Source organism: Sphingopyxis panaciterrulae, assembly GCF_014199295.1.
GTDB lineage: Bacteria > Pseudomonadota > Alphaproteobacteria > Sphingomonadales > Sphingomonadaceae > Sphingopyxis > Sphingopyxis panaciterrulae.
On record NZ_JACIJH010000018.1, the window covers coordinates 39,226 to 61,576 of the forward strand.

Sequence of the window (22,351 nt, forward strand, 5' to 3'; positions counted from 1 at the left end):
TTCCCTTAGAAGCGTCCGCGGTAAGGTTCACAAGCTATTCCGTCCGCATCGGCATCAAGTGGTGCGCGGTAGCCCGGGCTGCCGCGATATATGGGAGCTACACCTGCAGCGCGTGCGGCAGCGCAGTTCGGATAATAGGCCGAACGCTCGAGCTGGTCCGGGTCCATCATGCTTTCGTCCGCGTCCAGGAAATAGCTGCGCAGCTCCGGCCGCGATTGCCAAAGCGAGAGAAACCCAAATCCGATCAGCAAGAAAAGCAGCCGTATCGATGAGGCGCTCATTTTCCGCCGGCGTCGCATGGGAGCGCCCGACTTGAAGGCATATCGCCGCCGTTTGAAATAGCGTCTCGTCATGGTTGTCAGCCATAGCGCGATCAGCGTTGAGACAGAGTAAATCGGCGCTATACTTGACAATATGAGGCTCGCCTTGGCTTAGGCGGTGGGCGAAGATCGATGTAGAGGGGGACGGCATGACCAGACGCGCCAGCGGTTTGGAGCCGATTGCGTGAAAGCCGTCTTCGAAATCAGCGGGGCATCGCGCTACGATGACGCGATCGCCGAACGCTATCATTTCCCCAAAAACTATCTCTCGGTTGCGCAGCAATGCGTCGGAGACTGGATCATTTACCGCGAAACGGGCGCAACGGGCGGACGCAAAGCCTATATTGCGGTCGCTTTCGTTACCGCGATCGATCCAGACCCCACGGACAAGGGTCTGTTCTACGCCCGTATCGACAAATTCCTGCCATTTGATCGAGCCGTTCCTTACCGCGATCTCGATGGCCGTTTCGCTGAACAATTTCTGCGCGACTATGCTGACCCGGCGACCATTGGACGGGCTATGCGCGGTCGATCGATGCGTCTCCTCAATGGGCCTGACTTCACCGCCATCGTCAACGCCGGCCTTGATGCGATTTTCGACCCCGACAATGCGATCCGTCTCGAACTCGATGCCGGGCATCTCGATCCGGCGACGGCTGCCCTTCTTGCCGAGCCGCCAAACGAGCGGCGGATCGAGCAGATGCTCGTCAATCGGAAGATTCGCGACGCCGCTTTCCGAAAAGATGTCCTCGAAGCTTATGACAACAGCTGTGCCGTCACGGGGCTTCGCATCATCAACGGCGGTGGCAAGGCCGAAGCCCAAGCTGCACATATCTGGTCCGTCGCCGACGGCGGCCCGGACATTGTCCAAAATGGTATCGCGCTCTCAGCGACGGTGCATTGGCTTTTCGATCGCCATTTGATCAGCCTCGCTGACGATTATTCGTTGCTGGTATCGCACAATAAGGTTCCCGCTGAATTCCGAAGCCTTTTCCCGCCCGTTGGGCAGCCAATCCGTTTGCCATCGAACCAGCGTTGCTGGCCTCGCCCGGACTATATGGCGCGGCATCGCGAGCGCTTCGCTGGCGGCGGGTTGGTATAGGCGGTCAGCGAGAATCCAGTTCGGCTCGGCACCTCAGAGCTAAGCGACCAAGTATACAGGAGGTTACGGCTATCGCGCCGTTCGGTGAGGCATGGGTCACTCAAACATCGTTTGGCCTTGGACGTCGTCGTTTACGGCTGCGTCAGGATCGTCTGCTACGGCGTGGTGATGATCTTTGAGAAGGAAGGCGAAGCGCGGATATGAGCGATGGATGAGAAGGCGTTCCAAGATTATCTGAATTGGAAGGGTGCCACCTCCAAGGATGCCCAGGCCACCCGGATGAGTGCGATCCGGAAGATCGAGTCCAGCATTGAGGCGCTTGGTTTTCAATTTGCTGATCTCGACGAGGCTTTCGCGGCCGATGGCTTTGAAGGGCTGCGAGCGCGAATAAGGGCGCTGCGGTCCGATGCTCTGACCGGTGGTGGCGATTATCGCATCCTGATGCCGGAGTCGGACAACCCCAAGAAGAGGCTGGCCAATTGGAGCAATTGGCTGGGCGACTACGGACGCGCGCTCACATGGCGTGTCGGTGAAAATGGCGCGGATCGGTTCCATGACGGCATGGAAAAGCTCCGCCGAACCTTCATCGACAAAATGCCAGATTTTGAGCGGTTTTCCGATGAAGAAGGGCCGCTTTACGAACAAGAGATTGCCTATAAGCGTGAAGCGCGAGGCGGCTTTCTGATCGCTTCCGCGGCGCCGGGCGAACCGGCCGAACAGCGCGGTCGCAATGTTTATAAGAGCTTACTCTTAAGTACGCGTCAGGGCTTGCCACTTGGTTGGCGGACGCAAGGAGCCGTGGCACAGGCGAGTGCGGACTTGCAGCGCCGTTTCTATGAAACCATCGCGCGTCTGTCGGAAATTCAGGGCGACGAGCTTGCCGAACTCGAAGGCTGCGCGCGCGAACTGGAAGCCTTGCGCGATCAAGGGATCGAAACGCTAAAGCGCGGTGAGATACTCAACATCGCGATCTCGGTGTTCGGCACGCGCAACATCCATGATGCTTGCTGGTTCAAGGCGCGCATTTTCGATCGGCTCGGGAAACTATTGTTGGGGCGTCGCCTCTTCGTCTCACCCCGTTTTGAGCTGAAGGACTTCGAAGAATATCACGACCTTGTTGGTCGCATGCGAGAAGCGCTCGACGATTGGGGGTGGTCACCTGAATCGCTCATGGATGTCCAAAGCTTCATCTGGGTCGCAATGTCCGAGGAAGATGAGATGGCAGACGAAGAACTCACGCGCGACGCGGTAGAGGCCGCCATGATCGAATGCGAAGCGATCGGCGTCGATGCCTTTCTGACTAAGCATGGGTTTGGCAAGCCGCGCGATTATTGGACGCGTCGACAGAAGGATGGGCAACTGCTTCCCGCAAAAGCGACGGTCGGTGCGGCCTATGGCTTCATGCCAAACGGCAAATCGAAAAATGCGCGCGAGTTTTCGGGCGGCTTCGGCGAGCAAAAGGCGAACGGCATCTTGCAGCGCCTCGGGTTCGAAATTGTGACCGCGAAGGACATGAATATGACTGGTAGCAACGCCGTGGCGACCGATGCCGTCATCCCGCCGACCAATCTCATCCTCTATGGGCCGCCAGGGACCGGCAAAACCTTCGCGACGGCCGAGCAAGCTGTTCGCCTGTGCGGTGAAGCCGTGCCTGCTGATCGGGACGAACTCATGGCAAGCTATCGCCGTTTGAGCGAGGCGAAGCGTATCGAATTTGTCACCTTCCACCAGTCGATGAGTTATGAGGATTTCGTCGAAGGAAAGCAGCCGGTTACAGGATCGGATAGCGAGGAAGACGTCGGGAGCTCCGGCTTCCGGCTTGAAACCTTCCCTGGCATATTCCGCCGGATTGCAAGGCGCGCGCAAACGAGCGGGGGCCATTCCGAAGGCCCCGGCACGATCAAGGTTGGTGACCGGCAGGTTTTCAAAATGTCGATCGGAGAAGCCGCCGACCCCGAGGATGCCTATCTCTTCGAGGAGGCCGTTGAGCAGGGACATACGCTGCTTGGTTTTGGCGATATTGACTGGAGCGATGACAAATATAGCGCCCGTGAGGCTATCATCGCTGCCCATCGCGAACGTGGCGACAAAGAGGAAGAGCTCAACGCGCAGACCGGGCGCGTCCAGATGCCCTTCATCTTTCGCAACTGGATGAAGCCTAGTGACCTCATCATCGTTTCGAAAGGCAACGGCCTTTTCCGTGCGATTGGTGAAGTTGAAGGCGATTATGAATATCATCCGCGTCCCGAAGGCCGCTATGCGCATCGGCGAAAGGTAAAGTGGTTGTGGGTCGACCGCGACGGCGTACCGGTTAGCGAGATCTACCGCCGCAAGTTCAGCATGCGGACCATCTATCTCTTGGCCCGGGGGGAGCTCAATGTCCCAGCCCTCGAGCGCTACATGAACAGCCAACGGCGAGACCCGTCCGCCGCGACATCAACCCCTGATCCCTTCGTCCTCATCATTGACGAGATCAATCGCGCCAATATTTCCAAGGTATTCGGTGAACTGATCACATTGCTCGAGCCAGACAAGCGCATCGGTCAGCCCAATGAGATCAAGCTCCGCTTACCCTATTCGGGCGATGAATTCGGCGTTCCGTCCAATCTCCATATAATCGGGACGATGAATACGGCTGACCGCTCCATTGCCTTGCTCGACACCGCGCTTCGCCGTCGTTTCGAATTTGCCGAAATGATGCCTGATCCGGACCTTCTCGCCGACGCAGCCCAGCTTTGCGGGGTCGACCTTCCACGGCTGCTACGCACACTTAATGAGCGCATCGAGTATCTTTTCGACCGCGAGCATCAGGTCGGCCATGCCTATTTCATCAGTTGCCAATCGCGAGCGGATCTTGATGAACGGATGCGCAAGCGCGTGATCCCGCTCCTGACCGAGTATTTCTACGAGGATTGGGCCAAAGTCGCAGCGATTCTCGGCGATCACGATGGAACGCGTATCCTCAAACGTGAGGAACTGAGAGCGCCCGCCGGACTCGACGAAGATGCCGACATGCCTCCAAGATGGCGCTGGTCGGTGCGGCATGGTTTCGGGCCCGACGCCTATTCTGGTCTTCTGTGATCCGCCGAACGCTCTTCGAATGGCAGTCGATCGCCTATGGTGACGATCCGGAGCAGATTCCTAGCTGGGCTGCTGACCGGCTGGCTGCGGTTGCGCGCAAATCTCCGCTTGGTGGAGATAATGGGGCACGCATTATAGCTCATGGCCGCAACGCGCTTCGGGCACAGCAGGTTGTAGGTATCATTGTCGCGGACAAGTGTGCGCTGGAAATCTTGCCAAAGATCGATCTGTCTTCTGGCGATGATGAAGCGCAAGAGGGCCTGATCCGCCGTAAGCTCGTCCATATGCTTGCCGTCGCAATGGATCTCGACATCGATGGCGGCGCAATCACCGAGCTTGGATGGCAGAGGGATAACCTTCTAGAAATTCTGATACGTCTTTTCAGCACCAAGCTTGTCGATGCGCTTCGACAGGGCATGCCTCGCCAATATGTTGAACATGAAGAGGATGTCCCGCGTATGCGCGGGCGGCTCGACGTTGGGCGGCAGTTCGCCCAGCTGGCAATGAATCCGGTCATGCTCGCTTGTCGGTTCGACGAACTGTCCGCCGACATCACGATCAACCAGATCATGAAGGCTGCGATCAATCGTTTGCGCCGTATATCAAACAGTACAGACAATCAGCGGCGTTTAGCCGAGCTGGACTTCCATTATGCCGACATAGCCGCAGTCCCTGCGCATGCACTACGTTGGGATCGCGTCAGTCTCGATCGGACGAATGCCCGGTGGAAAGAGCTACTCGCGCTTGCCCGTCTGTTGCTCGGCGAACGCTTCCAGACCACATCGATGGGTGAAACATCCGGCTTTTCGCTTCTGTTCGAAATGAACACATTGTTTGAAGAATATATTGGCCGGATGATGCGCCGAGCGCTCTCCGGCACCGGTTTGTCTGTCCATCTGCAAGGCGGACGCCTCTACTGCTTGGAAGCGATTGAGGATGGTCGCCGCAGCTTTCAAACCAAGCCGGACATATTGGTGAAGCGTGGCCGCGAGATCGTCCACATCGTCGACACGAAATGGAAACGCATCGCGGCGCGTATCGACGACGCTAAGCGGGGGGTATCCCAATCTGATGTCTATCAGATGATGGCCTACGCCCAGATTTACGGATGTAGGACGCTGACCTTGCTGTACCCGCACCACACCGCGCTTCGTAGCGCACCAGGATTACTCGATCGCCATAAGATTGGCGTGACCACGCAGCATTTGCACACCGCCAGCATCGATATCTCTCGGCACCAAATGGTGTTGCGACAGTTACGGTCTATGCTGCTTACTCCGGGACTGTCGGATGACTTGGAACACCACCTTTGGGAGAGCAGATCGGGGTAGCGGTCGTTCCAAGCGCCGAACGAGCGCGGCAGCTTCGCGCCCGAACTTTGTCGTTCGGACCGCCGCGAGCAACCCGTAAAAGCGGACCAAAATGCCAACTGAATAGACGGCTATGCGCTGAGACCCCGGTCAGGTTTTGGGATCCATCCCAATTCCATTTCAAAAGCATCGCGAAACGGGGTGCGAACTGCTTCTGGTGCGCGCTCGACGTACTCTTTCGCATCCTTTGCGTCGTCACCAAGGCTCTGCAGCCACGCTATCGCCTCTTCGAGACTGGGTGCCGAGCCGTTAGAATCGTTCCATTTCGGCGGCGCCGCTGTCCACACCACCCCGTTCAAATTTCTATCTTTGGCCCACTCCTCAATGGTGGATGAGACTTGGTGGACATCCGATGATGGCCAATGGCCAATCCATTTGTTGGTACGGAATCCTTCCCTTATCCTGAGCATTTCCATGGCTTCCGGGAGCGAGGTAGCCCTAAGATTAGCCCACAGCGTGGTAGTAGGCGTTGTCGCTTCGCTGATTACTAGCGTGAGGCGATTGCCGGATGATTGGCGGAGGAATTCAATCGGTAAAGCCGGGCCATCTGATTGCCAGTCGCCTTCAAGTATTAAATCACCAGGATTCCAAATGAGTGATCCCCAGCCGATGCACGCTATTTTGCCCATATTTAGGATAGAGCACGATTGCGTTTGACGGGGCAAGAATGTTTGGGTTGCGGTACGGCAATGGTCGAGCAGGCCGAGAGTATATCGTGTCCAAAATGCAACAGTCTCGGAACTCTTGCGGTCTTGCGCTGGCGATAAGGACTCGGTTAGATCGGCGCTAGGAATCAGAGGGGCAGGGCGCGTTCAAATCGATCGGTGCGCCATGGCTGGCGTAGCGGAAGTATCGACCTGTGGCACGAAAATCAGGCCATGGCCCAAGCTTCTTGCGTTGGGCCGGTAGCAAACGAAAGTCCTTGGCATTGCTGGGTGCCAGCATGAGGGATCGGTCGCGTCATTATATAGAGCCATTCGCCGGCTCGGCTGCGCTCTTCTTCGATCTGGGTCCTCAAACTGGAACCCTCGGCGATTTGAATGGGCACCTCATTAATGCCCTTCAACAGGTTCGCGATAGGCCTGCCGCAGTCTACTCGGCATTGCTGGATATAGAGCGCAGTCCTGAAGCATATTACGTCATTCGAACGAGATTTAATGAGGGCGGGCGGGTCGGCCTTATGCCAGCTGTCCACTTTATTTATTTGAACCGCAACTGCTTCAACGGGCTTTGGCGGACAAACCTTGCTGGCCTGTTCAACGTTCCATTCGGTGGATATGAGATGGGTGCTTATCCCCCTCTCGCGCTTTTCGAACACTGCTCGAATCTGCTCGCGCGCGCGACGATCACTCATCAAGACTTTCGCAAGACCGTCGCCACGGCTGGCGCCGATTCATTTATATATGCCGATCCTCCGTATTTCACGGCTTCAGAGCGGGTGTTTGTAGAGTACGGTGAGCGCTCATTTGGGGAAGACGACTTAAATGACCTAATTCGCCTGCTCGCAGATGCTGAGGAGCGTGGCGCGGAGATCGCTCTGACGTACAATGCCGCCATGCCAATCGACGCGTTACCGGATCATTGGCGCTCCCACCGTTTTTCGGTGACACGCAATGTTGGGGGTTTCAGCGGCGCGCGAAAAAAGCAGGAGGAAATCCTGTACACGAATTTCGATTTTGCAGAAGGCAACTAGGTGCCTCGCTTTTTGATATTGAGCGACATCCACGCTTGCGACGAGGATCCAGCCTCTCCGCAGGCACCATCGTACGTTAGCAGTTTCAACTCCGCTGCTACGGCACGCATCGATCCGCTAACGGACCTAGAACGGCTCATCAGCGAAGCCAATCTCCGCCCGGATTATATCTTGTGCGCCGGTGATATTACGAACCGGTCGAGCCCAACCGCATTCAATTATGCTTGGGGTCGCCTTCATAAACTTGCTTCCGCGGCAAACGCGACATTGGTCTCGACCGTCGGCAACCATGATCTTGATTCTCGATTCATGGCTAACAAATACGATCCGCGCGGTTATGCGATGTCCTTGGCTCCGTCGCTGCCAACGAATGATCGACTATCTTACCTCGAATTCTGGGCGCAGAATTTTACCCTTCTCACCTACGAAGATTGCAACGTCGTTGTACTAAATACCGCTGCTTATCATGGCGTTGGTACTGATATCCAAAAAGAGATCGAGCATGGTCGAATTAGCGATGTCACTCTTGAGAAGCTGGAAGAGGCTATAGCAGGCGCCCCTGGCAGCTCGACGAACATTCTACTTTGCCATCATCACCCCATCAGAGGTGACCAAGGCGACCATGATCTCGAGGGATTGACGCGCGGAGGAGAGAAACTCGTAGATCTTGTCGGCAGGTCAACTCGACCATGGATTATCGTCCACGGACACAAACACGTCCCCGACCTATTTTATGGTCATGGCGGAGGATCAAATGCTCCCGTTGTCCTAGGAAGCGCAAGTTTCAGTGCGCAAGTGAATAGGGATGCGCAAAATAAGAATCCGAATCAGGTTCATCTACTAGAGACAGATCCAGCCTCCGCGCTTCAGTTGGGCCTGACATACGCAGGATCAGTATATAGCTGGACGTGGCAAGCGGGGGTGGGCTGGTCGAAGGCTCAAGGTGCTCAGGGTCTCCCCCACGTCGCGGGTTTCGGATACAAATCCAGCATCGATGTTTTGGCGGATCAAATCGATGCTGAACTTCAAAAATCAGGCGCAAGCCACATGATTTGGCAAGACGCGCTCAGAGCGGTTCCCTCCATCTCGAGGTTGGTGCCGTTGGATTTTGCGTCTCTGCGAAGCGCTTTGAGGAGCAAGGGGCTCACTATCCTGAATGACGAAGATGGAGAGTATGCGCAGATTGGACGGAAAGGATGAACGGTCTCCTCGAATTCAACGCGCGGCCCGTGCCACCTTCAGAAGTGGCTCGTTCTTTTATCCCTCCGGAGCGCCATTTCGCCTCATTGCTAACGAGGAATCACACTCTCATTCTTGGTCCTCGCGGAAGTGGCAAAACCACTCTGCTGAAAATGCTAACAGTCCGCGCGCTCCGGAATTGGACGCATGTCAAGGCAAGTCATTATGCGCGCCAAATAGGGTTCAATGCTGTCTTCATCCCCGCGGATATTGCGTGGGGTAAGCAGATCGAAGCGTTGGAGCAGACGAGCGAAAAGTCGGATCGAAAAGAGGCGGCATTTGTTATCCACGCTCTACGAGCATTGATTCATGCAATGCGGGAGGCGGTTGAGCTCGCCCGGAGCGATGTCCCGCAGCACCTTGAACATCTCGCGGTGCCGCTGACGGTTAGCCAAGAAGAGAGCATTGTTCGCCTCGTAGTGGAGCGGCTTAAGATCAAGCCGGTAATAAATAGCCTGCTTGGTATTGAAAATGCGCTTGAGTCACTACTGGACGAAATCAACAGCGGCGAGTCTGATCAGCTTTTTACGGTAGATTCGCTTCCATCTAAGGTGTCCATTGTTGTATCGGCATTCAATGGGATCTCCGGACAGGACGACAGGCGCTGGGCACTTCTCTTCGACGAGATGGAGATCGCTCCGACGAGAATTAAGGCTTTTTTGCTCTCCAGCATCAGAAGCTTTGATGAGCGCATAATCATAAAACTGGCACTCGCTCCATATATGGAGGATGCAAGTTTTGAGCGAACTCCTACCTCGCCGCAGCCACTTCATGATTACCAGACGGTTCAGTTAACTTATCCCAATAAGGATGACGCGAACCAATTTAGCCAAGAGCTATTTCTAAGTACGTTCCTTAGGCTGGGTTATGAAGTGGGCTCACTTTCCAACATTTTCTCGCCTCCTCCTGGGGGTACAGGTTTCGGGCGCCGTGGCACTTCGAAGCGTCGGGGGCTACCGGAAGAGTTTCGCTCCCTTGCTGAAAAAGATGACACTTTTCGAGCTTACGTCAAAGAACGGAGTTTGTTCTCTTCAAACTACGCGTTCATCGAAGCCAACATGGCGCAAGATATCAGGAAGGTCCTCCCGATAGTTATCGCGAGAGATTATTACATTAGGAAATTTGAAAAGAATCATGTCGTTTTCAATCGATCGCGAAAATCTCATGTCCTTTACGCCGGATTTCCGTCGATTGTGGAGGTGACTGAAGGGAACCCGCGCGCAATATTGACACTTGTGACCCCTTTAGTTCAGGAGCTCAATCAGTCTTTCGTGAGAGGCAGCCAGCCGCGCAGAATATCGAGCGCGTTGCAAAGTCAGGCAATACGTCGGATCGAGCTTCTTCTGACTTCCTTATTGCAGGTTATACCTCTTGATTACGGCGGCTTCGAGCCTGGCAAGGGGCTGCTAGATTTTGTTGATCAAATTGGCCGTGCGTTTGAAGATCGGCTAATTCGGCAGCCGTTTCGGACAGATTATGTCGGAACTTTTGTCCTAGATCAAAATGTCAGTACGGCAATTGTCAGTGCGGTAGGAAAAGCGCTCAACGCAGGCGCGATTATCCACGTACCATATCCAGACAGTGGGCCCGACATATTGCTCAGGGGGTTGGTTGGGCAGCGCTTCCGTTTATCGTACGCGCTCGCGCCAAGATATCGACTGCTATTGACGCTCGGGGACCGAGTTACACTATCTAAGCTGCTACTCGACGAGAGGGGCGTCAGCGTCACTGACGAACAGACTTCGCTTTTTGATGAGCTCGACGTCAAATGATTACGCAAGAAAACAATGCGCCCCCCGAAGTTTTTGAATTCGACGTTGCGATTGCGGCAGTGGGATATGAGCGCCGTTGCAGATATATTGTCGAACGATACGACATACGAGCGAACCGCCAGATCGGACTAGAGTTCGGATTTCTCAAAGAAGCCTCGTTCGATGAAAATCAGGCATTCTTCTCTGAACGGTCATGGGAAATCCTAGATTCTCGCGAGGCTGAAATATTCGATCGGGTTGCGGTAGCGCTCGTGGAGACCGCCGCCGCTTCCGAACAACTCCGCTTGTTCGTTGATATTTCCTCGATGTCTCGAGAAATGATGGCGAACTTAGCATTGGCAATCGACCGTGCGCAGGCAACCAGAAAAATCGCCCTCGCAATTGCATATGCACCTGCGCAATTTGGAGTGCCTTACAAGCCCGCACCAATTCGGCTGGCCGCCCCCGTGAAACCCGAATTAGCAGGTTGGTCGTCAAGGCCAGACAAGCCGCTCGGAGTGATCATGGGGTTGGGCTGTGAGCCGGGTCTCGGTTTAGGGGCATTACAGGTGCTAGAACCCCACAAAGCCTGGCTGCACGCGCCGCGAGGATTTGACCACCGTTTTGAAGACGCTCTTGTTAAAGCCAACGAGCATATCGACGATATTTTTGACGTAACGGAGTTTGACTACGAACTAGCTGAATCGACAATAGCGCGTGGACGTATTGAAGCGCTCATGAATTCGGTTGATCGGTCATTTCGACTTATTTGTATTCCATTTGGGCCAAAGATATTTGCGTGGCTGGTGCTATCGACCGTGGTTTTTCAACAACGGCGCAATGTCGGCGTGTGGTCATTCAGTTCTCGAGAACACGCGCAAGCGGTGGATCGTTCAGTCTCTGACGAGGTAATTTGGCATCAGATGATTCTGGAGACGCCTAGAGACTGACTGAAATGCGTTTGAGCGAGAATTCCCCACGCTCATGCGTGTCGCAAGCGGCGCAATAATTCGAGCGAGCATACGATCTGCAGCGAGTCATTTTGACATCGCAATCTGACGGTGGTACGCCCTGATCAACATTCACGACATAGTCAGAAAAGAAAACACTGGGCCCTAGTTTGTCCGGTGCGGAAATGAACTATGCGAATGTCGCGAAACCGCCGACTGCGGAAAATTCTCTTAAAAGCCCTATCCGTTTCGACGATCACGATCGATGTTGCTGCATGCATAAAACAGGTGGGCTGCGTCACCGTTTTGATCGTTCTCGTGTGCCAAATGGACCGCGTCCCAATCCAGGAGATTTTCGAATCCCGCTGCCTTGCTGCTGATGTGCTTCCGCCATGAGAGGGAGCAGCGTTTGCAACTTTCTGTGTGAAAGTGGCCCGTCGCCAATCAGCCAGCTGTGTTATGCCGATTCCGTCGAAAATGTGTGCTCGTCGTCATCATCATCACCGCCCATTTGCTCTATCAGGACGGAGAGTTCTTGGGACAGAGCATCCTGCCTCTTTGAATGACCTGCAAGCGAATGGACCGAAGCTATCGCGTCGATCGCGCCACTGACAGCGAAGAAGAGCGCAGTTAGAAGGGTTACAAAGTGCTCTGTTACCCAAAGAGCGTCAAACTCATCGCCATTCTTTGCGGGCCTGTCGCGGCTACCCTGCCAAAACAGATTAACTCCGTAATAGGTGCCGTGAAGAAGTTCCGAGGCCGGTCGATAAATTGCGAATTGTGCTACACCAAGTGACAGACCAGCGCGCCGGTGGAAGTCCGAGATAATAGCGATGCGCTTCTGGAGGCTCTCGGCCGTCCAGTCACGGACCTCCTCGCCCCTTTTATTCGTGTATTCATCAAGCGCCTCGCGCAGGCCTGGTAGGTCATCCACTTCAAGGTCAACATCGCGTGATGCTGTAATGCGTATATTGCCCACCCGACCCTGGCGGTGCAGGTCTCGCCATCGCTTCTGTCGCATGTGCCGGATTGCCTTTTCCGCGGTGTATTCGCCCGACACTGCGATGAAGGCCGCGTTAATCGCTGTCTCGACAGCGGCACGGACGATGCCAAAGCAGTCCCGTATGCCCATGTTACGCTCGCGCGTAAGCTCAAGCACGCTGTGAATTGACACTCCTATAGCCTGAAGCATGAGCAGCGGGACACGAAAAGCTTCTCGATCAATTGCTGGATCGAGTTCATGTTCATGTAGCGCGTGGATGAGGGAATCTATGGCATGCGTCTGGGCTCGCAGAATGTTTCGGCCCCGCTGGTGATAGCCCGAAAGCTTAGCGCGGCGGGCAGCAAGTTCCTCGCTCTCTTCCATACGTCGAGACTAGCATGAGCATATCATCATCACCATCGCCGGCCGGGTCCGCTATCCCCGGACAAAGCCACAAAAGCGGACCGGCCGCTCTCGGCCAGTTTGAGCCGAAGAGCAGCTCGGCAGCAATGCGCCCCATCTCAGCCATCCGGGGCCGGGATCAGTTCCGCTTGGAAGCGGTCGTTGGATCGGTGGGCGAAGCGCGCGGCTTCGCGGGAAGCAACTGCACACGCTTCATCTCGGTCAAAGCGACGCAAGAATTTCCATCCGTTTGACCTGATATTCCTCTTCGCTGATCAAGCCGCCGTCGCGTAGCGATTGCAGGTGCCGCAGCCGGCCCTCGACACTCTCTCGGCTCGCATCCGGCGCCCAAGCGGCGCGGCGAACGATGTCGGCATCGATCCGCAGCCGGTCGGCCAGCGCGCCCCGGAACTCGGCAATGATTGGCGGATCGGCATCGGCGGCGCGGCGCGATTTCACCAGCGGGAGCAAAAGGATCAACACCAGCGCCGCGCTCAGAAAGAGCAGCGTATAATAGACGGCCGCCGCGCCGATGGTTCGCAACGTAATGTCGCGTTGGCGGCCATCGAGATCGAGACAGAAGATATTGCGCGCGATACCCTGCTGTCCCGGCTTGTAGGAATAGCTCCGCGATTGGGTTTCGACCGTCCCGTCGCAGACATATGGTGCGGCGACCGTCACCAGCGGCGGATGAATAGCCCCGCCGGCGCTTGCCACCATCAACCCGCAAAAAGCACAGACGAGAATCAGCGCCGACAATCCGCATCCCCACCGCACTGCGGGTCCGGTCAGATTGCAGGAGGTGTTTCCCTGCCCCCTGCGGCGCAAGGCCGCGCGACCGACAAGCGTCAGGGCCAGTATGATCGCCGGTCCCAGCAGGAAAGGGAACAGGACCATGCCCACGGTGAATATCGTCGAATCTTCCATCGTCTATCGCCCGGAGGGCCATGGGGTGGCCGCCTCTGTGCCAGTCATGGCGGCGAGGCAGAAGCGTTCGGGCGCGTCCGCTTCGGGATCGGCGAGAAATTCGTCGCCGCAGTCATTGCGCGTCGCCCACAGGAACGTGCCATGATCTGCGGACACGGCATAGGGCTGGTCGCCGCGTCCGGTGCCGGCGATGCGCCGTTCGGCGTGCGTCGCCAAGTCGAACTGCGCGATCCCGGTGTCGGCGGGATAGATCAGGCGCGACCGCGCATCGTCGAACAGGAATTGCGCCAGTTCCCAACCGCCCCACGCGACCAGATAGGGCGCGCCGAGGGGATTGCGGGCACGGATGTGGAGATCGATCGTGCCCCGACCGCGATCCGCCGTCCAGACCAACCAGCGGTCATTGCCGCGAAGCGACTGGACGGCGTCGAGATCGTCGGAAAATTCGTCCTCCCGATACACCAGTCCGCCCGTCACCGATTCCCACCGATCCTGCGCCTCGGCGGGCTTGTCGCGCAGACGGCGGCTGCCTGTGGCCGTCGCGGCGTAATAGGCGGTCGGACCGCTCTCGCCGTCGCTGCCGTCGCCCCACAGCGAAGCGATCGCGAACAGCGTGTCACCTCGCCAGGCCAGCCCGGTGATCGCGGCCACGACATCGGCGGGATGCTGCGCGCGCGTGTCTGGCCGCGGCGTCGCGGCCGTCAGCTTGCGGTCGGCCACGCGATAGAGCCACAACTGGTCGGGACCGTCGAGTTCGCGGCTGGGCAGCAGGATGGCGACATGGCTGCCATCGGGCGACAGCCGCATCCCCGCAACCGGCACCCGCCCCGTCTCGACCAGTTCGGGCCGCGCGCGGGCGATGGGGCCAAGGTCGATTTCGCCAATCACCCGTGTCGCGATCGGCGCCGCGGCACGGTCGCCGAGGGTCTGGCGGCGACCCTGATAAACGATCGTCATGCAGTCATAGGCCTGATCATGGATCGAAGAGGCGGGATCGTTCAACTCGGCGAAGCTGCGGTCCGCGGCGCAGCGGCGGTCGCGTTCGCTCACCCAGTCGCGCTGCTCCGCCACGAGTTCCGCGCGCGCCGGACCGCTCAGCTTGTCCAGCACGGCGCGATAGCTTCGCGACAGCGCCAGGTCCTGCCAGCGCAAGGCGGCGTTGGCGCGGATGAAGCGATCGACCGCGCGCGTCGCCTTGCCGCAATCGAAGCTTGCCGGAACGGTGGCGGATGGCGCGGGCTGCGCGCGCGATGGAACAAGCATCGTCTCGCCAAAGACGACAGCAGCAGACAGGAACAGGCCGCCTAAGCGAATCGTCAACCCGCTAGTCATGGACGACAATGCGCGGATCGTCGCACAGGTTCTGCTGGCCGATGGGCAAGGGATCGCTACAGCAATCCTCCTCCTTTTCCTCGAACAGGACGGAAATTTCATAGGTGCAAACGCCGCCGGGGATGGTGAAGGTCCGCCGGCGCCCCGGAGCCAGCCCCTCATAGCCGAAGGCGTCGGAGTTCAGTTCGATATCATCTGGCTCGCGAAGCGCGATCTCCTCGACGCGGCGGCGGGTCTTGTTCGTCACGGTTACGGTAAGGTCGGCGGCGGGCGCCGCCCGCGCGGCGGTGCCGCAAAGCGCGATCAGCGGCCGCGCCGCCGCTACGACGCCATCGAGCGGATAGCGCGCCGCGACCCCGCCCACGTCGATCGTCAGCTGTCCCTCCGCCGCCAGTATCGATTCGAGCGGCGCATCGAGCGGCACTTGCGCCTTCAGATGCAGCAGATCGTCCATCTCCTGCGTCTGCACCGTTGCGCGAAAGGCCGCGACCGCACGCCCGTTGCTCAGACGAACCGGCAGGCTCTGCCCTGCCGCCGCGCGAAGTGGTGGATGGGTCATATAGGCCGATAGTTCCTGGCCACGCTTGTGGCAGATGAAGATCAGCGACGTATCGTCGCTCTCGGGCACGCCATAGACGAGCCGCGTCTGCTCGCCATGATCGACGCCATACCAGCGTGGCCGTTCATCCTGCGCTTCGGTCGGCACGGCAGCAAGAACCAGCACGGATGCGAGCAGTGCGCGCCAATGCCGCGGGGTTGGCGATCCTGGAAATCGGGCCCTTGCTTGCCCTTTGCGGGTCATGGCTTCTGTCTCCGGGCTTTTCGGAGGGAGGGCCTGCCCGTGCTGCACAACATACGGGCAGGCCCGACGGGGAAGACCGGACAGGGACGGAGGAAAGCCGATCGGCAGTCTCTCCCCATTCGGCCCGCTGATACGCCGACGGGTCGCTGCCGACGCATCTGCTCCCGCATCAAGTTCCGGGCGCCGGCGAGAAATCGGCGGGCATCGGATTCGGCAATGGGTGTTCGCGCATCATTTTCTCCCTGCCCCGCCGTGATGCCATGCCGGCTCGCATCCGTCTCGGACCAAAGGGAACGCGAGGTGGACCAGGCGGCACTCGGTCGATAGGGTGCGATCTTTAGCGTCGCCCCGCCATCGTTGGCGGCGCGATGCCACTGGAGGGGCGCGGCGTGGATTCGGCTTTTCTGTCGCAGCGATTATCGACCGCCTCGATTCCAGCCCGCGAGCGCCTGCCGATGTGGCGCGAGGTCTTCGGCCAGGCGATGGTTCGGATCGACATAGAGCCGGCGGCGGACACGCCATTTCACGCCGAAGGAACGCTGTGCGCGCTGCCGGGTGCCGCCTATGCCTCGGTCTTCGCATCGCCGGTGCGGGTAACGCGAACGCACTGTCTGATTGCCGCCGATCCGGCGGAGATGCTCTATCTGATCACCGCGGACGCGCCGCTGGAAATCAAGCAAGGCGGGCAGGAGCATATATTGGCGCCGGGCGACTCGATCTTCGTGCGCGGCGGCGAGGTCAGCGCCATAGCTTGCCCGAGCCGGAGCCGTTTCACCAATATCGCCATCGCGCTCGACGATCTGCGCGCCTTCTATTCCGACGCGGACGATCTGGCGATGCGGGTGGTGCCGCGGCAGAACGACTTGCTGGGCCTTCTCCATGCCTATGTAGACATGCTTCGCCTGCGCGCCGCGGCGGCTGCGGGCGCGGCGGGGCCGCTTGTTGCCGGACATATCCGCGACCTGATCGCCGCCATCGCGGCGGGGGATATCGACGGCCCGCCGCTGCCCGAACAGCCTGGCGTGAAAGCGGCGCGGCTGCGAGCAATCAAGGCCGAGGTCGCGCGCCGGCTGTGCGATCCGCACCTGGGCGCCGAGGATGTCGCGCGGCGATGCGCGATCAGCCCGCGCTATGTCCGCCGTCTGTTTCAGGAGGAGGGCAGCAGCTTTTCCGCCCACGTCCTCGGACACCGGCTCGACCGGGCGCATCGCCTGCTGTTGCACCCGGGACAGACGTCGGGAACGATCTCGGCGATCGCCTATGCCTGCGGCTTCGGCGATCTATCCTATTTCAACCGCACCTTCCGCCGACGCTTCGGAATGACCCCGTCGGATTTGCGCGGGAAAAGTGCCTGACAACCCGGGATTGATCGGGGCGAACTGAATCACGCCTTGCGACAAGCTCGCTGCCAATCGGCGAACACGCCCTGCCATCCCCACCCCGACTGGTGGACCAGTTCGGTCAAAACATGCGCCAGATTGGCGGGGGCCGACGCCGCATCCTTGTCTCCCGCGATCTCGACGCGACCGTCTGCGATGCGCAGCGCAATCTGCCGCCGAATGGCCTCGCTCGGCGGCGTCACGGTCAGGCTGGCGTCATAGATCAGGTCGGCATCGGGGTGGGTGCCATCGCGTGGACGGAGGCTGCTGCTCATCCGGGCTTCGCTTGCGTCCATCGGCTTGTCGCCGCGGATCAGCGACACCTCGCGCGCCAGCACGCAATGCCGTTCAGATACAAAGGTCAGCCGCATCCCGATCGTCCGCTTTCCGTCGCGAAATTCGCGGGAAACAAGCAGCCGGTCGGGCCGTCCCGCCGGTGTCTCGATCCTGAGTTCGAGCCCTGCATTCGCCAGCGACCGGACCCGCTGCTTCAGCCTGTGTTCGGCGAGCGGCATGGCGCCGGGCGCTGGCGGCACCCAGGCCGTCCAGGCCGCGAGCCACAGCATGAAAACGATCATGATCGCGAGATAGGCGCCGCCGAAGGTCAGCAGAAACCGCCATTGCACGAACCAGTTTTCCGGACCGCTTCGCATCACATAGATGGCGGGGATGAACGCCCCGAACATGGTGAGTGCCCAGGCGGTGATGCCTATCTGCGAACGACCGCCTTCGCCCGCCAATATGGCCCACAGCAGCAAGCCGAACGGCAGCAGCGCACAGACGATCCCCATGGGCGCGATCCGGCCATCGCGCAGCCACAGCCAGCCGAGCGACGCAGCGCCCGCCAGCAGTAACAGCAGCACGGCGGCGACCACCGGCGGGTTCAGTAGCCGGTTCACGGCTTCTCCGGGCCTGCCACCTTGGCGATGATCCTCTCCACGCCCGCCTCGATCCCGCCGGGGACATCGCCGCGCCGGAACCGCGGCAGGACCGCCCCGTCCAATATCGCCTGCGCGGCGGCATCGGGCAGGCGGGCCGCAAGATCGCGGCCGACCGCGATCCGCGCCTGCCGCTCGTTCGGCGCGACCAGCAGCAGGATGCCGTTGTCCTTCATGCCACGGCGATCGGCGATTTCGGCCCCGAAGCGCGCGATCTCGGTCCCGCCGAGCGACGGCGTCGTGACGACGACAAGCCGGTGTCCGCTATTCTGCTCGAAGGTCTGGATCAGGAAGGCGATCGCCACTTTGCGGTCATCGGACAGCAATTTGGCTTCGTCGGCGATGTGGCCTTGCGCGAGCCGGAAAGCGATACCGGCATCATCCTGTTGCACCGCATCGGCCCAGCTTTCCGCGCCCAGATCGATGCGCGTGATGCGCGGTGGCTTGCCGGGGCCGTCGATCGGCAGATACCAGATGCGCGCGGGCATGCCGTTCGCCAGGCGTACCGCCGGCTTCTCCTCGGTGCTGCCGCGGTTGGCGAAGCCCGCTTCCAGCGCCCCCCAATTGACATCGAAATCGACGTCGCCGACCGAAAAACGCTCGTAATGAGAGTAAAAGGTGGCGTCGGTACTCCGGCGCTTGCCGCGTGCACGCGCCATGCGCCAATCGTGGATCGGTCCTTCGACCTGCTTCGCCTCGCCCCTCGCCACCGCCTGCGTGACGCGGCGATAGTCCCACCACGGCACCGCGCCCGACGCGAGCATCGTGAAGACGCCGATCACGATGATGGGATAGCTGTTCCAGCCCGGTTTTCCGAACCCCCATTTCATCACCGCGCCGACGAGGATCAGCGCCAGCCCGATCAGCGGAAACTGCCAGTCGATGCTGTCGTTCGCGATGTTATAAACCGTCGTGTAGGTCATCGATGCGCCTCGGTCGCGCCGCCCGCCGTCAGCTTTTCAGGTAACGCTCGCCGCAGGCCGTCATCACATCGACCGGTGGCCCCAGCCGCACTGCCTTGGCCAGCGCGCGCATCGCGATCTCGCCGACATGATCATCATCCTCCGCCGGATAAACTTCGTTGTTCAATTGTTGTTCGAGCTGGCCGTTGAGCTTGACCCAGGTCGCGGCGCGGGGATCGGGCGCGATCTCGCTTTGCGCGAAGATCTGAAGCAGCACGGTCGATAGCACATAGCATTGGGTGCGCGTGTCGCGCGTATCAGTCGGCAGGCCCTTGAATGTGCCCGCCTGCGTCTCCGGGAACGCCTTGGCGCAGGGGGCAGTGTAGCTCGCGGCATTCTTGTCGGCGACGAGCTTGTCCTGCAATCCCTTGTCCTGCGTGCCGATGCTCTCGATCTTGGCGACGACCTTGGCCGGGTCGCCGAGGTCGCCGTCCGTCCCGGCGAGCAGCGCGAAATGCAGCGCGTGGCTCGCGGCGTCGAGCGGGACCGAGCCCTTGCCGACCTTTTCCTGCGTCAGGGTCATGGTTGCGCCATAGCAGAGCCCCGCGCTTTCCGTCCGGTCCGCGGGGAGTGTGACCTCCGGCGCGCCGCCGCAGCCGGAGAGGATCAGGCTTATGCAGGCTGCCATCCCGAACGTTCTACCCCAGTTTAGATTCAACTCGCCCCGCATTGCGATTTCTCCTGTCAAGTCGCGCGGCATGCCGATGGACAATCCGTTCGCGCCCGGGAGATAATGGACGGTCGATCCCCGCATGTCGCGGACCATGAGGAACCGGGCATGGGATTATTCGGCACTGGACGGCTGATCGTGTGTCGGGACTGATTTGTCTACTCCGGTTCCGATTCGAGAAGCTCCCTATCACGAGGCGGGCAGGCAAACCGAGACGGCCCCCTGCTCCGCTTCTGAAGCTGTGACGCCGGGGCAGCTGGAGCAATGGGGTCGCGCGCGCGACGCGTGATGGGGATATGGAGCCAGTCGCTTCCATCACTCCCTTCGCCGGCCTCTCAGCGACCCTGGCGTGCCGCACGGATTTTCGGCGGCGAGGAGTTGCGTCAGGCCAATGGGGCCGGCCGCTTCTTCTCTTTCGAGAAGCGCCGATCCCATTGGCCGGGCTGCGCGAACCCTCCCGTGCCTCTTGCCGCCAAGAAATCCGCACAGCCCTAGGGATTCTGCGACGATCTCGAAAGCCAGTCGCGCGACACGGCCGACACGGGAATCGGTTGTGACTGATCGAGCGGCGATACGCGCAATCGGTCGATCGCTGGCAGCCCTATATCACAGAGGCGTCGGCGCGTTTCGGCATCCCGGTCGAATGGATCGAGCACGTCATGCGCGTCGAAAGCGGTGGGCGGACGATGCTGGACGGTCGCCCGATCACCAGCCGCGCCGGCGCAATAGGGCTGATGCAGCTCATGCCGGGAACATGGGCCGATCCGGCGCTAAGCCGCCTGGTGTGGATCGAGCGCGAAGGGCTTTCGGTGAGTTTCGATCTCGAGGCGGAGCGTGCCGCCCTGCGCAAGATCGTGCCGGGCTGGACGCTCGAGGATGCCGAGGATGAGATCTACCGGTCCACGTCGCGCGGCGGCTGGGTCGCCACCGATACCGAGCCGGGCGATCTCGAGGACGTGCCGATCGACGACCTCCTCGATGCATCCGATGCCCTTTCGGGCCGGACCCGGGACATTCTGGTCGAAAAACGCCCCTTCAAGGGTGTGTCGGAACGCTGGCCGGTCCGGGCGCTGGCCTCGCTTGTCCGGTCGGCCGGCGAGGGCGGCACGCGGGAACGGGAATGGTCGGATTTTCTTTGGCACGACGCGCGCTCGCAGGATCCGACGAGGTTCCGGATATTGATCGCCGAGCGGCTTTCGTCGCTTTCGCAACCGATCTTTGGCGCCAATCTTCAGGCGGTCGCGGCATGGCTGAGCCGGGCCGGAAGCGCGCTGTCGCATGTCGCTCGCGGATCCTACCTCAAGATCTGGGAACGGGTCGTCGAAACCGCGATCGCCATGCCCGACGTGGCGCGGTCCTCGATCGTGAGCGACACGGAAGGGATTGGCTGACCGCCTCCATCAATTCGCCGATGGGCCGCATGGCCACGTTGCTCGGCGACGAGTTTTCGTGGGAGGGGCCGGACCATGAGAGGATGACGGATGAATGGCGGGCGCGTGCCGGGCATCTCCTGTCGGTACGAAGCGATCTCCGCTGCCATGTCATGGCGATCTTCGGCACGAGACTGAACTGGCTCTATCATGTCGATCCCGACTGGACCAGCCTGCACATCATCGAGCCTATCGAGCGCGAACCCGATGCGGACGCGTCGCTCGCGGCCATATCGTCGCTCCTGCGATATGGCGGCCAATGGTCCTTGCCCCTCTTCGTTCGCCTGAAGGGACTGATGGTCTCGTTGGCATCCCGCAAGGGCGACGAAGAGGATGAAGGCGTGGGTCTTGCCCTGCTTCGGGGTTGGAATTCGCCGGGGGCCGATGGCGAGCGGCTCGTTTCGGACAGCGAATTACGCGAGGCGCTCATCGTGATGGACGACCGCGGGCGAACCTCTGTACTTCGGAATCTGGGCTATTTGGCAGAGCAGGAGAAGGATTGGACGAAGGTCATCGAGTTTCTCGATCGGGTCTGGCCGCGTCAACTCGTGGCCCGCACTTCCCGTGCCGCGGCGGAGCTTGCGAGCCTTGCCATGTCAGCAGGAGATCAGATGCCGGAGGTTACCTGCGCCGTCCTTCCATTCCTCACTGTCGCCGACGACGGCTGGGCCGATCCGATCCGGATCCGTCGCTCCGACGATAACATGGTAGAACGGTTCCCTGCGGAGCATGTCGCGATCCTTCATGCCACGCTCGGTGTTGACGTCCGAAGTTGGGCTTGGGGGACGAGCGGGCTGATCGAACGGCTCGGACGGAACGAGACTGTGCGAAACGACCCCCGGCTTATCGAACTGCGCCGGAGGATGGGGGGACGCTAAGCGCCAAGGTCCGCTACCCACGATCCCGGCCTAAAAGCCGACTGACCGCTAACGTTTAGAGTTTCGGACGCCGCCAGGCGTCGGAAAGTCTTCGGTGCCCGAACCGCGGTGGTCATGGGCTGAGCTATGGGGAAAGCTGTTTG

General features: G+C 59.6%; 18 protein-coding genes and 1 pseudogene. 10 read left to right on the plus strand and 9 right to left on the minus strand.

Translation table 11 applies throughout. From position 1 onward, the window contains the following. Positions 1-5: 5 nt before the first annotated feature. A complete protein-coding gene (locus tag FHR21_RS18840) occupies positions 6-353 on the minus strand; it encodes an excalibur calcium-binding domain-containing protein (RefSeq protein ID WP_184101153.1) in 348 nt (115 codons plus the stop codon). Positions 354-504: 151 nt separating this feature from the next. On the opposite strand from FHR21_RS18840, the gene FHR21_RS21240 reads away from it, so the two are divergent. From FHR21_RS21240 to FHR21_RS18855, 3 genes are all read left to right on the plus strand, one after another. After that, positions 505-1,422: an HNH endonuclease gene (locus FHR21_RS21240; RefSeq protein WP_184101155.1), complete on the plus strand. Its 918-nt coding sequence runs from the start codon at positions 505-507 to the stop codon at positions 1,420-1,422. Positions 1,423-1,629: 207 nt separating this feature from the next. After that, positions 1,630-4,503, plus strand: a complete 2,874-nt coding sequence (locus FHR21_RS18850) for a ScoMcrA-related endonuclease (RefSeq protein WP_221235262.1) — start codon at positions 1,630-1,632, stop codon at positions 4,501-4,503. Further along, positions 4,446-5,834, plus strand: coding sequence for an McrC family protein (locus FHR21_RS18855; RefSeq protein WP_221235263.1), 1,389 nt, complete (start codon positions 4,446-4,448; stop codon positions 5,832-5,834). The genes FHR21_RS18850 and FHR21_RS18855 overlap by 58 nt, the downstream gene beginning before the upstream one ends. 110 nt (positions 5,835-5,944) lie before the next feature. On the opposite strand, the gene FHR21_RS18860 is transcribed toward FHR21_RS18855, so the two are convergent. Continuing rightward, a complete protein-coding gene (locus FHR21_RS18860) occupies positions 5,945-6,502 on the minus strand; it encodes a hypothetical protein (protein ID WP_184101157.1) in 558 nt (185 codons plus the stop codon). 230 nt (positions 6,503-6,732) lie between these two features. Here FHR21_RS18860 and FHR21_RS18865 point away from each other — a divergent pair, with 230 nt between their 5' ends. From FHR21_RS18865 to FHR21_RS18880, 4 genes are read left to right on the plus strand one after another with little or no spacing between them, the layout of a single operon-like run. Continuing rightward, positions 6,733-7,566, plus strand: coding sequence for a DNA adenine methylase (locus FHR21_RS18865; RefSeq protein ID WP_338113220.1), 834 nt, complete (start codon positions 6,733-6,735; stop codon positions 7,564-7,566). 18 nt (positions 7,567-7,584) lie between these two features. Further along, complete coding sequence (locus FHR21_RS18870) at positions 7,585-8,766, plus strand: metallophosphoesterase family protein (protein WP_184101161.1); 1,182 nt, start codon at positions 7,585-7,587, stop codon at positions 8,764-8,766. Next, positions 8,763-10,577 carry an ORC-CDC6 family AAA ATPase gene (locus FHR21_RS18875; RefSeq protein WP_184101163.1) on the plus strand — a complete coding sequence of 605 codons (1,815 nt, stop codon included), beginning with the start codon at positions 8,763-8,765 and terminating at the stop codon, positions 10,575-10,577. Before FHR21_RS18870 ends, FHR21_RS18875 begins: the two co-directional genes overlap by 4 nt. Continuing rightward, positions 10,574-11,506, plus strand: a complete 933-nt coding sequence (locus FHR21_RS18880) for a hypothetical protein (RefSeq protein WP_184101164.1) — start codon at positions 10,574-10,576, stop codon at positions 11,504-11,506. Before FHR21_RS18875 ends, FHR21_RS18880 begins: the two co-directional genes overlap by 4 nt. A 457-nt stretch (positions 11,507-11,963) precedes the next feature. Here FHR21_RS18880 and FHR21_RS18885 read toward each other — a convergent pair whose 3' ends face one another. The 4 genes from FHR21_RS18885 to FHR21_RS18900 form a co-directional block, all read right to left on the minus strand. Continuing rightward, positions 11,964-12,872, minus strand: a complete 909-nt coding sequence (locus FHR21_RS18885) for a DUF5677 domain-containing protein (protein WP_184101166.1) — start codon at positions 12,870-12,872, stop codon at positions 11,964-11,966. 240 nt (positions 12,873-13,112) lie between these two features. Next, a complete protein-coding gene (locus FHR21_RS18890) occupies positions 13,113-13,817 on the minus strand; it encodes an SHOCT domain-containing protein (protein ID WP_184101168.1) in 705 nt (234 codons plus the stop codon). A gap of 3 nt (positions 13,818-13,820) precedes the next feature. Then, positions 13,821-15,137 (minus strand): lysozyme inhibitor LprI family protein, encoded by a 1,317-nt coding sequence (locus FHR21_RS18895; RefSeq protein WP_184101170.1) that lies wholly within the window; start codon positions 15,135-15,137, stop codon positions 13,821-13,823. A 4-nt stretch (positions 15,138-15,141) separates the two neighbouring features. Next, positions 15,142-15,873: a hypothetical protein gene (locus FHR21_RS18900; RefSeq protein ID WP_184101172.1), complete on the minus strand. Its 732-nt coding sequence runs from the start codon at positions 15,871-15,873 to the stop codon at positions 15,142-15,144. Positions 15,874-16,340: 467 nt separating this feature from the next. Here FHR21_RS18900 and FHR21_RS18905 point away from each other — a divergent pair, with 467 nt between their 5' ends. Continuing rightward, positions 16,341-17,306: a helix-turn-helix transcriptional regulator gene (locus tag FHR21_RS18905; RefSeq protein WP_184101174.1), complete on the plus strand. Its 966-nt coding sequence runs from the start codon at positions 16,341-16,343 to the stop codon at positions 17,304-17,306. Positions 17,307-17,335: 29 nt separating this feature from the next. Here FHR21_RS18905 and FHR21_RS18910 read toward each other — a convergent pair whose 3' ends face one another. Genes FHR21_RS18910 through FHR21_RS18920 form a run of 3 tightly spaced genes read right to left on the minus strand, consistent with a single transcriptional unit; the run spans position 17,336 to position 19,858 of the window. Further along, entirely contained in the window at positions 17,336-18,229 is an 894-nt protein-coding gene (locus tag FHR21_RS18910; protein ID WP_184101176.1) for a hypothetical protein, read from the minus strand. Then, on the minus strand, positions 18,226-19,191 hold the full coding sequence (locus FHR21_RS18915; RefSeq protein WP_184101178.1) for a TPM domain-containing protein: 966 nt from the start codon (positions 19,189-19,191) through the stop codon (positions 18,226-18,228). Before FHR21_RS18915 ends, FHR21_RS18910 begins: the two co-directional genes overlap by 4 nt. A gap of 28 nt (positions 19,192-19,219) precedes the next feature. Next, a complete protein-coding gene (locus FHR21_RS18920; protein WP_184101180.1) occupies positions 19,220-19,858 on the minus strand; it encodes a hypothetical protein in 639 nt (212 codons plus the stop codon). Positions 19,859-20,457: 599 nt separating this feature from the next. Between FHR21_RS18920 and FHR21_RS20970 the strand changes: the two are divergent. After that, positions 20,458-20,661 (plus strand): annotated as a pseudogene (locus FHR21_RS20970) (transglycosylase SLT domain-containing protein); the annotation flags it as partial. A 659-nt stretch (positions 20,662-21,320) separates the two neighbouring features. After that, positions 21,321-22,208 (plus strand): hypothetical protein, encoded by an 888-nt coding sequence (locus tag FHR21_RS18930; protein ID WP_184101182.1) that lies wholly within the window; start codon positions 21,321-21,323, stop codon positions 22,206-22,208. The last annotated feature ends 143 nt before the right edge of the window (positions 22,209-22,351 follow it).

Bases quoted from the DNA above. Each gene is read 5' to 3' on its own strand.
- FHR21_RS18875 (WP_184101163.1), top strand. From the start codon at position 8,763: ATGAACGGTCTCCTCGAATTCAACGCGCGGCCCGTGCCACCTTCAGAA.
- FHR21_RS18930 (WP_184101182.1), top strand. From the start codon at position 21,321: ATGGCCACGTTGCTCGGCGACGAGTTTTCGTGGGAGGGGCCGGACCAT.
- FHR21_RS18840 (WP_184101153.1), bottom strand. From the start codon at position 353: ATGACGAGACGCTATTTCAAACGGCGGCGATATGCCTTCAAGTCGGGC.
- FHR21_RS18855 (WP_221235263.1), top strand. From the start codon at position 4,446: ATGGCGCTGGTCGGTGCGGCATGGTTTCGGGCCCGACGCCTATTCTGG.
- FHR21_RS18860 (WP_184101157.1), bottom strand. From the start codon at position 6,502: ATGGGCAAAATAGCGTGCATCGGCTGGGGATCACTCATTTGGAATCCT.
- FHR21_RS18920 (WP_184101180.1), bottom strand. From the start codon at position 19,858: ATGGCAGCCTGCATAAGCCTGATCCTCTCCGGCTGCGGCGGCGCGCCG.
- FHR21_RS18915 (WP_184101178.1), bottom strand. From the start codon at position 19,191: ATGACCTACACGACGGTTTATAACATCGCGAACGACAGCATCGACTGG.
- FHR21_RS18850 (WP_221235262.1), top strand. From the start codon at position 1,630: ATGGATGAGAAGGCGTTCCAAGATTATCTGAATTGGAAGGGTGCCACC.
- FHR21_RS18880 (WP_184101164.1), top strand. From the start codon at position 10,574: ATGATTACGCAAGAAAACAATGCGCCCCCCGAAGTTTTTGAATTCGAC.
- FHR21_RS18885 (WP_184101166.1), bottom strand. From the start codon at position 12,872: ATGGAAGAGAGCGAGGAACTTGCTGCCCGCCGCGCTAAGCTTTCGGGC.
- FHR21_RS18890 (WP_184101168.1), bottom strand. From the start codon at position 13,817: ATGGAAGATTCGACGATATTCACCGTGGGCATGGTCCTGTTCCCTTTC.